The organism is Weizmannia sp. FSL W8-0676 (assembly GCF_038593015.1).
Taxonomy (GTDB): Bacteria; Bacillota; Bacilli; order Bacillales; family Bacillaceae_C; genus Weizmannia; species Weizmannia coagulans.
Window position 1 is genome coordinate 224,933 of record NZ_CP151954.1, and the last position, 14,854, is coordinate 239,786.

Genomic DNA, 14,854 nt, shown 5'->3' on the forward strand with positions numbered 1-14,854 from the left:
ATGCATGAAGTTGCGATTATCAGCGCCGTCCGGACCCCGATCGGGAAATTCGGCGGCAGTTTAAAAGATATATCTGCTGTGGAACTGGGCGCGATTGCCGCAGAAGAAGCGATCCGGCGCGCCGGCGTTTCTGCACGGGAGGTCGATTATGCCGTTTTTGGCAATGTTCTGTCGGCGGGTCTCGGCCAAAATCCGGCCCGGCAAATGGCAGTCAGAGCCGGCATTCCGTATGAAGTGCCTGCCGTAACCGTGAATGAAGTATGCGGCTCCGGATTGAAAGCTGTGCTGCTTGCTGCCCAGATGATTCAACTTGGTGAGGCGGAAATAACAGTTGCCGGCGGGGCGGAAAACATGTCGCGTGCGCCCTTTCTTGCAGAACAGGCACGCTGGGGCCATAAGCTTGGCAATATGGCGATGGCAGACAGTATGCTGCGCGACGGCCTGACGGATGCATTTGAAGGCATCCATATGGGTTTGACGGCGGAAAATGTGGCGGCAAAATTCGGCATTTCCCGCGAAGAACAGGACCGTTTTGCGCTTCAATCCCAGCAAAAAGCCGCGCAGGCGCAAAAGGCCGGCCGTTTCAAAGACGAAATTGTGCCGGTAAAAGTAAAACAGAGAAGAAGCGAGATGCTGTTTACCGAGGATGAGCATGTCCGCCCCGAAACGACGCTTGATGGGCTCGCGAAGCTGAAACCCGCTTTTCTCGAAGATGGCACTGTCACAGCAGGGAATGCTTCGGGGATCAATGACGGCGCAGCTGCTGTAGTTTTAATGGAAAAATCACTTGCGGATGAAAAAAAGATTCCTTATCTCGGGGTCATCAAAGGGTATGCAGAAGCAGGAACGGACCCTTCTATCATGGGGTATGCCCCTTATTACGCAATTCAAAAGCTGCTTGAAAAGACCGGTGTATCCCTGGAAGAAGTGGATTTAATCGAGCTGAACGAAGCTTTTGCCTCCCAAAGCCTTGCCGTTATCAGGGATTTGGGGCTTGATCCGGAAAAAGTCAATGTTAACGGGGGCGCGATTGCACTGGGGCATCCGATCGGGGCATCCGGCGCAAGAATTCTCGTTTCACTTTTACATGAAATGGAAAAAAGAAATGTGCGCACCGGCCTCGCCTCGCTTTGTGTCGGCGGCGGCATCGGCATTTCGATGCTGGTCGGGCGCTCCTGACACCACTGGCATTTTGCCGGACCGGATGTTTAAAAAAAGAGGAAAAGCCCTGCCCGGTGCAAGGCTTTTCCTCTTTTTTTCATTTCGGATAGCATTTTTCTCCCTTGGGTCAGGATAAGGTAAGGACTTCATATTTGGATGCTAATTCTGCAAATTGTGCCATGCTGCTGATTTTTCCAGCTGCAAGTTTTTCGTTTAGCCCATAAAAGTCCACACAGGTTTTACAAGCAAGAACGTCCACGCCTTTTTCCTCCAATTCTTTCAATTGAAGGGAAACGAGCGAGTCTTCTGTTAACGTAAACACACCGCGGTTTACGCAAAACACAGCGGCCGGCAGTTCTTCCTTTTGTTTCAGGATGGTAAAGAAGGTTTCCAACAATCCTTCCCCCAATTCTTGTTCGCCTTTTCCAAGCTGATCCGATGCAAGCAAAATAACTTTGTTTTTCAATGTCTCCACCTCAATGACTTTCTTTCTATTTTAGCAAATCCTGCCAGACTTTTCCCGTGCCAGATATGGCGGCTGCCACAAGCCCGGGGCGTTCAGTGCCGCGGTTTCTTTAACCATTTATTTGGGTGCCTAGCGGTTTGGGGTATATTTGAGCAAAAGCAGGTGAACAAGCTGATAGAATAACGCTAGGATGCAAAAGAGGATAGGATACGCAATAGCAGAATACACAGGTTTCCAGCCATTGTAGTAAAACGTACCCGTCATGATGAACAAAAACTCAAAAACCATCGCCACGATCGTCCATCCTGCAATATAGAGAAACCGGGCACGGAACCGGTTTGGAAAAAGTTGATAAAGAGAATATTGATGGCCGGATAAATCCCAAACAAATAATAAAGGCTTTCCCAGTCGACGCCTTTTGTAAAATATCCAAAAAGATCATATTTGATATCCAGAAATAAATTGACGATTAATTCAAGGTACATGGCAAACAGGGTGGTACACAGCATTTCAATGCCGCTAAATTTTTTTGGCATGAGAAAAGCAAACAGATTCAGGACAATCATCAAGATGATAAGGAATACCATGCTTCAACACCCCGATTCCAGGATTGGCTTTTTCTTATCCTTTCCTATTTTGGCCGGGAGATTACAGGAAATCACACATTGCCGGAAACCGGTGAAACCGGCCAAAGGACGCCTGTCTTATTCTTTGTTATAATTTTACAAGAATAGCGTAAACAAAGGGGGATGGATCATTTGGCAAAAAAAGTATTGGTATACAGCGAACTGCCTGAGGATTTGATTGAAAAGCTGAAGGAAACATTTGAGGTACGCTACATACCAGGATGCAAGAATATTTCCGATCTTCTGCCCGGCTTAACGGAAGCGGACGGGCTGCTCGGTTCCTGGCTCCGGGCGGGAAAAGAATTGCTGGATCACGCACCGACCTTGAAAATCATCAGCAATATAACGGTCGGATATGACAATCTCGATATCCCGTTGCTGACAGAGCGGGGGGTTATGGCAACCAATACGCCGGGTGTGCTCGATGAAACAACAGCGGATACTGTCTTTGGCTTGATGCTTGCAGCGGCGCGGCGATTTACGGAACTGGACCGGCTTGTCAAAACCGGGAATTGGAAAGCGCCTGTTTCTACTGAACATTACGGTATTGATATCCACCATAAAACGCTTGGCATTATCGGTATGGGCAGAATCGGAAGCAAAATTGCGAAACGGGCCCATTTCGGTTTTGATATGGACATTTTATACCATAACCGTTCCCGCGACCCGGAAGCCGAGCAGCTGTATGATGCGGTATACTGTGAGCTTGATGAACTGCTGGAAAAATCGGATTTCATTTGTCTGATGGTGCCGCTTACCCCGGAAACGCACCGGTTAATCGGGGAACGGGAATTCAAATTGATGAAGAAAACGGCCGTTTTTGTCAATGGTTCAAGGGGCACGACAGTAGACGAAGCGGCGCTTGTCAAAGCCCTTCAGGAAAAAATAATTTATGCGGCCGGCCTTGATGTATATGAACAGGAACCCGTTTCGCCGGATAACCCGCTTTTAAAAATGGACAATGTCGTCACCCTTCCGCATATCGGCTCTGCTACCCATGAAACACGATATGCAATGGCAAAACTTGCGGTTGAAAATCTCACGAAGGGGCTGCTTGGAGAATGCCCGCCCAATTTGATTAACCGGGAAGTTTTTCGCGGCCGGGCGTAATCGCGAATGCTTGTTGAACGATTCCAATTGAGGGGAGATCCCGATTCGTCCGGTAAGCGCTGTTTTGTTTTGGTATGATGCAGGGAAAGCCTGTTGTCAAGTAATGACACGGGTGAAGGACCCTGATGGCAATGGGAACGGTTCTGACAAAAATAATTTCAATGGGCGTCCCCCGGTCGGGTTGCTTGCCGGGGAACGCCACGGTTTCACGGCGGGGCCATCCGCTTTTTTTATTTTCCAAAGGGGTATATCAATGAGTAAGCGGGGATGTAGACAAACCATCAGTCTATGTAATATAATGAGGAACAATTGTTCTTTTCGGACGGATTTATTTTGTAAAAATATCCTATGCCGGCCCGGAATGGAACCGTTCTAAGTAATGAGAGCCCACAAAATTTTGGTTAAAAATAAACACAGGCAGGCTATAAATGAAGGAGCGGGCAGGCATTTTGCCAAAAAACGCCGCCCCAGCCCACGAACCCGCTGAATGCAGAAACATTCTATTCCGAAAACCCGGTGAAGACCAAGTGCCGGATAATCAGGAATCCATGATAAAGGAGAGATAAAATGATCCGGTTTGAACATGTATCGAAACAGTTTCCGAACGGGACCCTTGCTGTAAAGTCTTTGGATTTGGAAATAGAAAAAGGGGAATTTTTCGTTCTGATCGGCCCGAGCGGCTCCGGGAAGACGACAACATTAAAAATGATCAACCGACTTATCGAATTGTCAAAAGGCTGGGTCCGAATCAACGGAAAGATAATCAGCGATTATGACATTCATGAACTTCGCTGGGATATCGGATACGTGCTCCAACAAATTGCGCTTTTCCCGCACATGACTATCGCGGAAAATATTGCAATTGTGCCCGAACTGAAAAACTGGGACAAAAAAAGAATCCATGCCCGTGTCGATGAGCTGCTGGAAATGGTGGGCCTGGATCCGGAAGAATACCGGAACCGGAAACCTCATGAACTTTCAGGGGGACAGCAGCAAAGAGTGGGCGTTCTAAGGGCTTTGGCTGCCGACCCGGAAATCATTTTGATGGATGAGCCATTCAGCGCGCTCGATCCGTTCAGCCGGGAAAAATTGCAGGATGATGTGCTTGAAATTCAACAGAGGCTGAAAAAAACAATCGTTTTTGTCACCCATGATATGCGGGAAGCATTAAAGCTCGGGGACCGGATTTGTCTCATGAAAGACGGGGAAATCGTTCAGGTTGGGACGCCGCATGAATTTTTAACCAACCCCGTGAACGATTTTGTGCGCGAATTTGTCGGGAATAAACAGGTACCGGTCCGCCTGGAGGAACTCATGGTCCCGGTTACAGATGAACAGGCAATATTGCCCCAAACGAAAACTGTTTCTTTACAGGCTCCATTGGCAGAGGTATTCGAACAGCTGGCCTCGTTTGAACAGATTGCCGTTATGGATGGCGGAAAAATGGTCGGGGTGATCAACCGCCCGCACGCCATGAAAGTCATGTCACAATACTTAAGGGATGGAGGCCGGATGCATGAGTAGTTTCATCACCACCTTTTCAAACCGGAGAGCCCAGCTTTTGGACGCCCTTTTACAACATATAGAGATTTCATTAATCGCGCTTTTTTTCTCATTATTGATCGCGATCCCGCTTGGTATTTATTTAACGCGGAAACAAACAATTGCGGAAACTATTATTGGTATAACCGGCGTGCTGCAAACCATTCCTTCTTTAGCTTTGCTCGGCCTGTTAATCCCGCTTTTTGGCATAGGGACCGTCCCGGCTGTGATTGCGCTCGTCGCATATGCGCTGCTTCCGCTTTTGCGCAACACCTATACTGGCATAAAAGAAATCGACCCTTCCTTATTGGAGGCAGCAAGGGCGATGGGAATGAACAGAAGAAAACGGCTGATCAAAGTGGAGCTCCCTCTGGCCATGCCGGTTATCATGGCGGGGATCCGGACGGCGGCTATTTTGATCATCGGAACAGCGACGATTGCGGCGCTGATCGGAGCCGGCGGATTGGGTGACATTATCCTGCTTGGCATTGACCGGAATGATTATGCCCTTGTCATTCTCGGTGCCATTCCTGCCGCCTTGTTGGCCATTCTTTTCGATGTTTTGCTCCGGCAGCTTGAAAAAGTTTCTTTTAAGAAGATGAAGGTGGCATCCGGCATTTTTATCTTGATGATCGTGTTGATCGTTGGTTCACTGGTTGCGCCAAACTTGCTTCATAAAGACGGGCAAAAAACGATTGTGATTGCCGGCAAGCTGGGGTCGGAACCGGAAATTCTGGACAATATGTACAAGTTGCTGATTGAAGAGAACACAGATTTAAAAGTGAAGTTAAAAACAGGGTTGGGCGATACAACCTTTGTTTTCAATGCGTTGCAGTCAAAGGATATCGATCTTTATCCGGAATTTTCCGGGACAGCCATCGTCAACCTGCTGAAAGAGAACCCTGTTAGCACAGACAGCAGGGAAGTGTATGCACAAGCCAAAGAAGGTATGGCCAAAAAATACAACATGGCATTGTTACGCCCAATGAAATTTAATGACACTTATGCGATTGCAGTTCCGCAAAGTTTTGCAAAGAAATACCATTTGAAAAAGATATCGGACCTTGTAAAAGTCGAACAGGACGTAAAAGCCGGATTTACCCCCGAATTTGCCGATATCAAAGACGGATATCCCGGTTTGTCAAAAAAATACGGGTTGCATTTTCATGTGGTGACAATGGATCCGTCTGTACGGTACCATGCCATCCAACAAGGCAAAGTGAATCTAATGAACGCCTACTCCACAGATGGCGAACTGCAAAGGTATCACCTGGTCGTTCTTGAAGATGACAAGCATTTCTTCCCGCCATACCAGGGTTCGCCTTTATTGCGGCAGGAAACGGTTGACAAATATCCGGAAATTGTGCCGGCATTGAACAAGCTGGCCGGGAAGATTACAAACACCCAAATGCAGAAAATGAATGATGAAGTCGGTGTCAAAGGTAAGAAAGCGGAAGATGTTGCAAGAGCCTTTTTAGTAAAAGAAGGGCTCCTGAAAAAGTGACCGGATTATGCCGGGGCGTGCCGCGGAAACGTTACGGTGCATCGTTGAATGCGTGAACCTCTTGTTGCAAAGGTAGTCCAAAGTTTTAATCTGTGCCGGGAATTTCGCCCCGTATCGGGTGGAAATTGCCCGGCACGAAATTTGTCTGCGATATAAAATGCACAAAATATTGCAGCCTGTTGCCTGCTGTAAAATGGAGTTATCATGCAAATGGGTGCTTGAGCTTATGGTAAAAACTTAAGTTTATTTTTGCCCTCGTCCATCGACATGTTAGGTTATTCCACGATCCTGCCACAATTTTTCAATTCCCTGCCCTAGCATCAGCATATCTAGTAGTCTGCCCCTTGCCTCTTCAATCAATGCCTGAATCGTATTTTCCCACCCCATGAAACACCGGCAGCATTTTATTTCTGGGAAAAAGAAAGCGCTATTGACAAACTTGTATATACAGGATATGATGAGAATGTAAGATGTATATACAAGATTACGAGTAAATGAAAACGGTTTTGTGAAATAAAGTGAGGTGGCAATCATGTTTAAATTATTTCAAAAGAAGCCAAAGGAAGAACGTATTTTTGCTCCGGTAAGAGGGCAGGTTGTTGCCATTGAAGAAGTGCCGGATCCAACTTTTTCCGAAAAAATGATGGGGGACGGCATTGCGATAAAACCAACCGAAGGCCTCCTCGTGGCGCCATTTGACGGGGAAGTGGTGCAAGTCTTTCCGACGAAGCATGCCATCGGGCTGCGCGGCGCATCCGGGCTGGAACTTTTAATTCATATTGGGTTGGAAACGGTGACATTAAACGGGGAAGGATTTGAAACCGCTGTAAAAGCAGGCGATAAGGTGAAAAAAGGCGATACGCTCATCACCTTTGATCTGGCATTGATTCAAGAAAAAGCGGCGGATACCATCACATCCATCGTGGTGACAAACGGCGAGGCAGTTCATCTTGACAAAAAAATAAATTTGGATGCTATGCCGAAAGAAACGGTGGTCATGGTTGCCCAGTTGTAAGATCGCCAACAAGACAGGAGGAATGACAACATGGCGAAAATCAGCAATGAATCTGTAAAACAAATTGTTGAAGCAGTAGGCGGAAAAGACAATATTGCCGTGGCAACGCACTGTGTGACACGGCTGCGGTTTGCATTAAAAGATGAAGGAAAAGTAGACAAAGAAAAACTGGGGAAAATCGATCTTGTCAAAGGTTCTTTTTCAGCAAACGGACAGTACCAGGTTGTGATCGGCCAAGGGACAGTGGACAAAGTATATGACAAAATGGTTGAACTGACGGGTATCGGGCACGCTTCAAAAGAAGATGTGAAAAACGAAGCCGCAAAGAAAATGAATCCGCTTCAACGATTTGTCAAAATGCTTTCCGATATTTTCATCCCGATTTTGCCGGCAATCGTGACAGCTGGTTTGTTAATGGGATTGAACAATCTTTTGACAGGCCAGGGCATTTTTTACGCCCATAAGTCTTTTATTCAAGTTCACGAAAGCTGGGCCGGTCTTGCGGACATGATTAACATCATTGCCAATACCGCCTTCACGTTCCTGCCGATCTTAATCGGGTGGTCGGCTGTGAAACGGTTTGGCGGCAATCCGCTTCTCGGGATTGTGCTCGGCGCGATGATGATCCATCCGGACTTATTGAATGCTTATTCATACGGTGAAGCACTGAAAAGCCACTCTATCCCGGTATGGAATCTGTTTGGCTGGCATGTCAATAAAATTGGCTATCAGGGGCAGGTGCTGCCGGTCCTCGTATCGTCCTTTATTCTGGCGAAACTTGAACTATGGCTGAAAAAACGGATCCCGGATGCCATTCAGTTGCTGCTTGTCGCCCCCATTGCTTTACTTGTAACCGGATTTGTGACATTCGTGGCAGTCGGGCCGCTGACTTTTGGCATCGGGAACTGGATTACAGGCCTTGTCGTATATGTATTTAACCATGTACCGGCAATCGGCGGCCTGCTTTACGGCGGCTGCTATGCGCTCCTTGTCATTACAGGGATGCACCAGGCTTTTCTTGCGGTCGACTTCCAGTTGATCTCGAGCGCTGGCGGCACGTATTTGTGGCCGATTCTCTGCATGTCCAATATTGCACAAGGTTCGGCTGCGCTTGCCATGATGTTTTTGGCAAAGAACAAAGTGGATAAAGGGATGGCCGGCACATCTTCCGTTTCTGCTTATCTCGGTATTACGGAACCGGCGATGTTCGGTGTCAATCTCCGCTTCAAATATCCGTTTGTTTGCGCACTGATCGGCTCAGCCATTGCAGGGATTGTACTGGCAACCGGACATGTGAAAGCCCCGGCCATCGGCGTCGGCGGGATCCCTGGATTCTTGTCCATCTTCCCGCATTCGTGGGGAACGTTTTTTACCGGTATGGCGATCGTCATTGTCGTGCCGTTCGTGCTGACCTTCTTGTTCGGTAAATTAAAAAGACAAAAAGCGTAAAGGACAGGAAAGCGGACTGTACAATGGCAGGCCGCTTTCCGGCTATATAAAATTGGATCGCTTTAACATCCAAATCATATTTCGAGCCTTCATGGCATTACGACGATAGCAATTTGGGAGTGGAAAAAATGGAACAACCTTGGTGGAAAAAAGCAGTTGTCTATCAAATTTACCCTAAAAGCTTTAAAGATACAAACGGGGATGGCATTGGCGACCTTGAAGGGATTATTGAGAAACTAGATTATTTGAAAAAGCTTGGCATCGATGTCATTTGGTTGACGCCGGTTTATCCGTCCCCGCAGCGCGATAACGGGTATGACATCAGCGACTACTATGCCATTGATGAGACGTACGGTACGATGGAAATATTTGAGCAACTGCTTATAGAAGCGCATGCACGAAATATAAAAATCATGATGGACATCGTTGTCAACCATACTTCAACCGCGCACAGATGGTTTATCGAAAGCGCATCATCGAAAGACAACCCGTACAGGGATTACTACATTTGGCGGGACCCGAAAGACGGGAAAGAACCGAACAACTGGGTCTCCAAGTTCGGCGGGCCGGCATGGCAATACGATGAAAAAACCGGGCAGTACTACTTGCACCTGTTTGATGTGACACAGGCGGACTTGAACTGGGAAAACGAAAAAGTCCGGGAAGCAGTCTACACCATGATGAAGTTTTGGCTTGAAAAAGGGGTTGACGGCTTCCGCCTTGATGTCATCAATTTGATTTCCAAAAACCAGGATTTCCCCGATGATGACGGATCAGTCCCGCCGGGCGACGGGCGCAAATTTTATACGGACGGCCCGCGCATCCATGAATTTTTGCATGAAATGAACGAGAAAGTGTTTTCAAAATATAATGCGATGACTGTCGGGGAAATGTCTTCAACCACGATTGAAAACAGCATCCGCTATACGAACCCGGCTTCCCGTGAGCTGGACATGGTGTTTCAGTTTCATCATTTGAAGGTCGATTACGAAAACGGCGACAAGTGGACAGCTGCCGATTTTGATTTTCTAGCACTGAAAAAGATTCTGTCCACATGGCAGACGCGCATGCATAAAGGCGGCGGCTGGAACGCCTTATTCTGGTGCAACCACGACCAGCCGAGAATCGTATCAAGATACGGAGATGACGGCAAGTACCGGGTGGAATCGGCGAAAATGCTGGCAACGGTGATCCATATGATGCAGGGAACGCCTTATATTTACCAGGGAGAAGAAATCGGCATGACCAATGCGCATTTTGACCGGATTGAACAGTACCGGGATGTCGAGTCCCTTAATATGTACAACATTTTACAGAGCCGTGGAAAAAGCCATGCGGAAATCATGGAAATATTAATGCGGAAATCAAGGGACAATTCGCGTACGCCGATGCAATGGGACAGTACGAAAAACAGCGGGTTTACCGAAGGCACGCCATGGATTGCAGTCGCTTCCAACTATCCTGATATTAACGTAGAAAAAGCGCTGAAAGATCCGAACTCCGTTTTTTACCATTATCAAAAACTCATTCAGTTAAGAAAAACGTATGACGTCATCACAGATGGGGACTTTCAGCTATTGCTTCCGGACCATCCGCGAATCTTTGCTTATTTGCGGACAAGTGAAGACGGCAAGCTGCTGGTGGTGAATAATTTTTACGGAGAACCGGTGCAGTTTGAGCTGCCGGGTACACTGGACGGGGTAGCTGAAATATTGATTTCCAATTATCCCGATTCTCCTCTGGATTTTCATTCTTTCACTCTGCGTCCGTATGAATCTGTTGTGTACTTTTTGACAGAATCGTAATGCCGGTTTTGCCATGGTACAATACAAGTGGTGATCCCAAATGAAAGAAAACAAGTATTACACGATTTACCATCAGCTTGCTGAAAAAATCGAAAACGGGGAAATGGAAGCAGGTAGCCTCCTGCCATCCGAGCATATTTTGGCGGAACAATTCGGGGCTTCAAGGGAGACGATCCGGAAAGCCCTCAATCTGTTATCCCAAAATGGCTATATTCAAAAAATCCGGGGAAAAGGTTCTGTTGTACTGGACGTGAAAAAATTTGATTTTCCGGTTTCGGGCCTTGTCAGCTTCCGTGAAATTGCGGAAAGCTCAGGGAAGGCATGGCGCACGAATGTCCATGAACTTGTCCTTATTAGACCTGACGATGCCCTGGCCCGGCAGTTGAAAATATCCGGAAAAGAAGAAGTATGGCAGGTGGTCCGGTCGCGGGAAATTGACCATGAGAACATCATTTTGGATAAGGATTACATCCGGAAAAAGTTTGTCCCGTCGATTACAAGAGATATTTGTGAAATCTCGCTTTACCAGTATTTTGAAAAAACGCTCGGCCTTGTGATCAGCTTTGCGAAAAAAGAAATCACAGTCGAAAAAGCAACAGAGGAAGACTACAAGTATCTGGACATGGGCGAGTACAATCATGTCGTCGTTGTCCGGAACCATGTTTATTTGGATGATGCAAGCCTTTTGCAATATACCGAATCGCGCCACAGGCTGGACAAATTCCGGTTTGTCGATTTCGCGAGGCGGGAGCACCGGTAAGCGGATTTGTTTAAAGCCAAGTGCAAAAAATACCCTGGCGATGTGCGCCAGGGTATTTTTGTGCATGGAGGAATCCTCCCGTGTTTTTCCTGATTATACAAACAGATTGATGATCAGGACAATAAAGAATGCTGCAAACGACAACAAGGTTTCCAATACGGTCCAGGTTTTAAACGTCTGTTTGACAGACAGCCCGAGATATTCTTTAACAAGCCAAAAACCGGCATCGTTGACATGGGAGAACATGAGCGATCCTGCGCCGGTTGCAATAACCAACAGCGGAAGATTGATCCCCGTCATATGGACAACAATTGGATCGACGATGCCTGCCGCCGTGGTCAGCGCGACCGTCGCAGAACCGGTTGCGATCCGGATCAGGCCGGCTACAACAAAGGCCATGACAAGCGGGGAAAGCTGCCATTGCGTGGCAACCTGGGCAATCGCATCACCGACACCGGAGGAAATCAGCACTTGTTTAAATGCCCCGCCTGCACCGATGATCATCATAATCGATGCAAGGGGAGCGAGGGACTCCCCGGTCAGTTTATTGATCAAATTCCGCCCGATGCCCTGTCTGGTTCCAAGCAAATAATAGGCGACAAACACTGAAATCAATAATGCAATCAGTGGGTTTCCGATAAAATTTAAAAAATGGGCCAATTGGGCAGGCATCCGGACGAACGGAACAATAACCGTCCCAATCATTAAGATAATCGGCAGTAAAATCGTAAAAAAGGAAACCCCGACAGACGGATAAGAGGTTGCCGAAACATTTGCCGCCACTACTTTCGGTTCTGTCTCCGGCTTTACCCTTTTACTGATGTAATAAGCAAATAACGGGCCGCCTATGATACCGGCCGGCAAAGCGACAATCAATGAATAAAGCAAAACTTGCCCCACATCGGCATGAAAAATGCCGATCGCTGCCATTGCTCCCGGATGGGGCGGGACAATGCCGTGTGAAATGGATAATGCAGAAATCATCGGGATCGCAATCAGCAAAAGATTTTTCTTCGTTGTTTTTTGGATTGCAATCACAAGCGGCAGCAAAATGACAAGCCCGACTTCAAAAAATACCGGAATACTGATAATCAAGCCGGCAAAGAAAGTGGCCCATGGAAGATTCCGGTCACCGAATGCCCGGGTGAAGTAATTTGAAATCTGTATACCGGCGCCTGATTCGGACATCATTTTCCCAAGAATGGTGCCCAGCGCGAGAATCCCCAGCAATGAACTGAGAATGCCCCCGACACCTTGTTCGTAGTCCGTCACAATTTTCGTGATTGGCAGGCCGGCTGTAAGGCCAAGAGCCAAACTAGCAACCGACAGACTGATGAATGCATGCCATTTTAACCATGTGACCCCGACAATGACGAGTGCAATGGCAAGGATGGTTATCGTGATGAGATAAGCACTGCTCATGAAAATCACTGCTTTCTTTTATAATTTTAAGGGCATCAGCTGCTGATGAAGCGAATGGCCTCTATCAGTTGGATGCAAAACAGGGGGCCTTTCCCCCGTCCGCAACACCGCCGATGTATAAATAGGGCTGGCTTGTTTCCGGAGCCGGCTGAAAAACATTCCCGGTTCAAACGGAGAAAATGTCCGGCTAAAGCCGGCATTCATCTGCAGCTTTAAAACGCGGCCGGCGTCGGGCAATGTATGCTTTAAAACGCGGCTACTGCTTGCCTCGCATTCGTTTTGCAAAGGCGGGGCCGGTTATTCAGTCCGCGGCTACTGCCTGGTTTATTTTTCCGCTTTTGTTCCAAATTGCGATTGTTGAAAAGCGGCAATATCGTTCCATTCATCGTTCAGTTTGCGCGAAAGGCGGATGAAGATCGGGAACAGCTGCTCATAAACCGCCACGTTTTCCGGGACCGGATGGTGGCTATGTAAAGAACCAACCATTGTGGAAACGACATCCAGGCTGTCCGCTTCCCCGGTCGCATACAAGCCAAGCACAGCCGCCCCCAGACAGGAACTTTCAAAACTTTCCGGAACATTGACCGGCTGATTGAAAATATCTGCCATCATCTGGCGCCAAAGCGGTGAACGGGCAAATCCCCCGGTTGCCTGGATCCGTGCCGGTTCTCCGGTTCTTTCCTTCATGGCCAGCATGACACTGTAAAGGTTGTAAATGATGCCCTCCAACACGGCCCGGATCATATGTTGTTTTTCATGATGCAAAGTTAAGCCAAAGAAGGCGCCCCGGGCATTCGGGTTCCACAAAGGTGCGCGTTCCCCGCTGAAATACGGCTGAAAAATTAACCCGTCCGCACCCGGTTTCACACGCGATGCCATTCTTGTCAGCACATCATAAGGGCTGATGCCGAGCCGTTTCGCCGTTTCAACCTCGGAAGCTGCAAATTCATCCCTTGCCCATCTCAAGATGCCGCCTCCGTTATTGACAGGCCCGCCTACCACCCATTTATCCTCCGTCAATTCATAGCAGAAAAGCCTGCCTTTTGGATCAGCAGCAGGATGGTCCAGTACGGTCCGGATCGCGCCGCTTGTGCCGATGGTGACCGCAACAACGCCCGGATCAATCGCGTCCACGCCGAGATTTGAAAGCACACCGTCGCTTGCGCCGAGCACAAATGGCGTATCTTTGCCCAACCCCATTTGGTCTGCATATTGGGGATCAAGCCCGCTCATGATCTGTGTGGTCGGAACAGGTTTGGATAACCGGTCCGCTGTTAATCCGGCCAGTTTTAATGCTTCTTCATCCCAGGACAAGGTGTCCATTCTCATCAGACCGGTGCAGGAGGCAATGGAATAATCAACCACGTATTGATGGAACAAACGGTAAAAAACATATTCTTTAATCGAAATAAATTTTGCTGCTTTTTGAAAGATTTCAGGCCTTTCATGCCGCAGCCACATCAGTTTTGGCAATGGGGACATCGGATGGATCGGCGTCCCCGTCCGCATATAGATTTCATGGCCACCCAATTCTTCTTTCAGTTTGCGGCACCAGCCGATGCTCCGGTTATCCGCCCAGGTGATGCAGCGCATAAGCGGTTTACCTTCCCGATCTACAGGAATGACACTGTGCATGGCGCAGCTGAAGCTGACAAACCGGATTGTTTCGGGGCTTTGGCCGCTCTTCGCTGTAACAGCCTGAATGGTATGAAGGACAGCTTGGAAAATCTGCTCCGGATCCTGTTCTGCAGTAAATGCATCCGGCGTATACAACGGGTAACCTTGATTGGCATTTGCCAAAATGGTCCCGTCAGTTCTGTAAAGCACGGCTTTGGTGCTGGTTGTACCGATATCAACCCCTATCATACAGGCGTCATGCATCATAAAAGCCTCCTTTTTAGTATGTTAAAGCGAACGTAGCAAATTCATTGAATACTTGTCGACAACTTGAATGTAATAAAAAGTGATGCCGCCGGGCCAGATTGCCGAAAAGA

General features: G+C 47.8%; 12 protein-coding genes. 8 read left to right on the forward strand and 4 right to left on the reverse strand.

The window, feature by feature from the left end; genetic code table 11:
- Nucleotides 1-1,179 (forward strand): acetyl-CoA C-acetyltransferase, encoded by a 1,179-nt coding sequence (locus tag NST20_RS01190; RefSeq protein WP_342399877.1) that lies wholly within the window; start codon nt 1-3, stop codon nt 1,177-1,179.
- 109 nt (nt 1,180-1,288) lie between these two features.
- Here the strand turns inward: NST20_RS01190 and NST20_RS01195 are convergent, their stop codons facing one another.
- Together NST20_RS01195 and NST20_RS01200 are read right to left on the reverse strand one after the other, a co-directional pair.
- Nucleotides 1,289-1,627, reverse strand: coding sequence for a DsrE family protein (locus NST20_RS01195; protein WP_013858157.1), 339 nt, complete (start codon nt 1,625-1,627; stop codon nt 1,289-1,291).
- 260 nt (nt 1,628-1,887) lie between these two features.
- The gene (locus tag NST20_RS01200; protein ID WP_235601602.1) at nt 1,888-2,214 is read right to left on the reverse strand and encodes a hypothetical protein; all 327 of its coding nucleotides are present in this window, start codon (nt 2,212-2,214) and stop codon (nt 1,888-1,890) included.
- 171 nt (nt 2,215-2,385) lie between these two features.
- On the opposite strand from NST20_RS01200, the gene NST20_RS01205 reads away from it, so the two are divergent.
- The 7 genes from NST20_RS01205 (at nt 2,386) to treR (ending at nt 11,438) form a co-directional block, all read left to right on the forward strand.
- Nucleotides 2,386-3,363: a D-glycerate dehydrogenase gene (locus tag NST20_RS01205; RefSeq protein WP_342399878.1), complete on the forward strand. Its 978-nt coding sequence runs from the start codon at nt 2,386-2,388 to the stop codon at nt 3,361-3,363.
- A gap of 567 nt (nt 3,364-3,930) precedes the next feature.
- Nucleotides 3,931-4,887, forward strand: coding sequence for an osmoprotectant update ABC transporter ATP-binding subunit OpuFA (gene opuFA / locus NST20_RS01210; RefSeq protein WP_342399879.1), 957 nt, complete (start codon nt 3,931-3,933; stop codon nt 4,885-4,887).
- Nucleotides 4,880-6,409 (forward strand): osmoprotectant update ABC transporter permease/substrate-binding subunit OpuFB, encoded by a 1,530-nt coding sequence (gene opuFB, locus NST20_RS01215; RefSeq protein WP_342399880.1) that lies wholly within the window; start codon nt 4,880-4,882, stop codon nt 6,407-6,409. The genes opuFA and opuFB overlap by 8 nt, the downstream gene beginning before the upstream one ends.
- A 532-nt stretch (nt 6,410-6,941) precedes the next feature.
- Nucleotides 6,942-7,424: a PTS glucose transporter subunit IIA gene (locus tag NST20_RS01220; RefSeq protein ID WP_014096407.1), complete on the forward strand. Its 483-nt coding sequence runs from the start codon at nt 6,942-6,944 to the stop codon at nt 7,422-7,424.
- Between the two features lie 30 nt (nt 7,425-7,454).
- Entirely contained in the window at nt 7,455-8,873 is a 1,419-nt protein-coding gene (gene treP, locus NST20_RS01225; protein WP_014096406.1) for a PTS system trehalose-specific EIIBC component, read from the forward strand.
- Nucleotides 8,874-9,001: 128 nt separating this feature from the next.
- Nucleotides 9,002-10,678 carry an alpha,alpha-phosphotrehalase gene (gene treC, locus NST20_RS01230; RefSeq protein WP_014096405.1) on the forward strand — a complete coding sequence of 559 codons (1,677 nt, stop codon included), beginning with the start codon at nt 9,002-9,004 and terminating at the stop codon, nt 10,676-10,678.
- 40 nt (nt 10,679-10,718) lie between these two features.
- Nucleotides 10,719-11,438 carry a trehalose operon repressor gene (treR, locus tag NST20_RS01235; RefSeq protein WP_014096404.1) on the forward strand — a complete coding sequence of 240 codons (720 nt, stop codon included), beginning with the start codon at nt 10,719-10,721 and terminating at the stop codon, nt 11,436-11,438.
- Between the two features lie 93 nt (nt 11,439-11,531).
- Here the strand turns inward: treR and NST20_RS01240 are convergent, their stop codons facing one another.
- Together NST20_RS01240 and gntK are read right to left on the reverse strand one after the other, a co-directional pair.
- Nucleotides 11,532-12,860: a gluconate:H+ symporter gene (locus NST20_RS01240; RefSeq protein ID WP_342399881.1), complete on the reverse strand. Its 1,329-nt coding sequence runs from the start codon at nt 12,858-12,860 to the stop codon at nt 11,532-11,534.
- Nucleotides 12,861-13,184: 324 nt separating this feature from the next.
- Nucleotides 13,185-14,741: a gluconokinase gene (gene gntK / locus NST20_RS01245; RefSeq protein WP_342399882.1), complete on the reverse strand. Its 1,557-nt coding sequence runs from the start codon at nt 14,739-14,741 to the stop codon at nt 13,185-13,187.
- Between the last annotated feature and the right edge of the window lie 113 nt (nt 14,742-14,854).

Excerpts from the sequence above, each read along its gene's own strand:
- NST20_RS01190 (WP_342399877.1), top strand. The coding sequence starts at position 1 with ATGCATGAAGTTGCGATTATCAGCGCCGTCCGGACCCCGATCGGGAAA.
- NST20_RS01200 (WP_235601602.1), bottom strand. The coding sequence starts at position 2,214 with ATGGTATTCCTTATCATCTTGATGATTGTCCTGAATCTGTTTGCTTTT.
- opuFA (WP_342399879.1), top strand. The coding sequence starts at position 3,931 with ATGATCCGGTTTGAACATGTATCGAAACAGTTTCCGAACGGGACCCTT.
- opuFB (WP_342399880.1), top strand. The coding sequence starts at position 4,880 with ATGAGTAGTTTCATCACCACCTTTTCAAACCGGAGAGCCCAGCTTTTG.
- NST20_RS01220 (WP_014096407.1), top strand. The coding sequence starts at position 6,942 with ATGTTTAAATTATTTCAAAAGAAGCCAAAGGAAGAACGTATTTTTGCT.
- treP (WP_014096406.1), top strand. The coding sequence starts at position 7,455 with ATGGCGAAAATCAGCAATGAATCTGTAAAACAAATTGTTGAAGCAGTA.
- treC (WP_014096405.1), top strand. The coding sequence starts at position 9,002 with ATGGAACAACCTTGGTGGAAAAAAGCAGTTGTCTATCAAATTTACCCT.
- treR (WP_014096404.1), top strand. The coding sequence starts at position 10,719 with ATGAAAGAAAACAAGTATTACACGATTTACCATCAGCTTGCTGAAAAA.
- NST20_RS01240 (WP_342399881.1), bottom strand. The coding sequence starts at position 12,860 with ATGAGCAGTGCTTATCTCATCACGATAACCATCCTTGCCATTGCACTC.
- gntK (WP_342399882.1), bottom strand. The coding sequence starts at position 14,741 with ATGCATGACGCCTGTATGATAGGGGTTGATATCGGTACAACCAGCACC.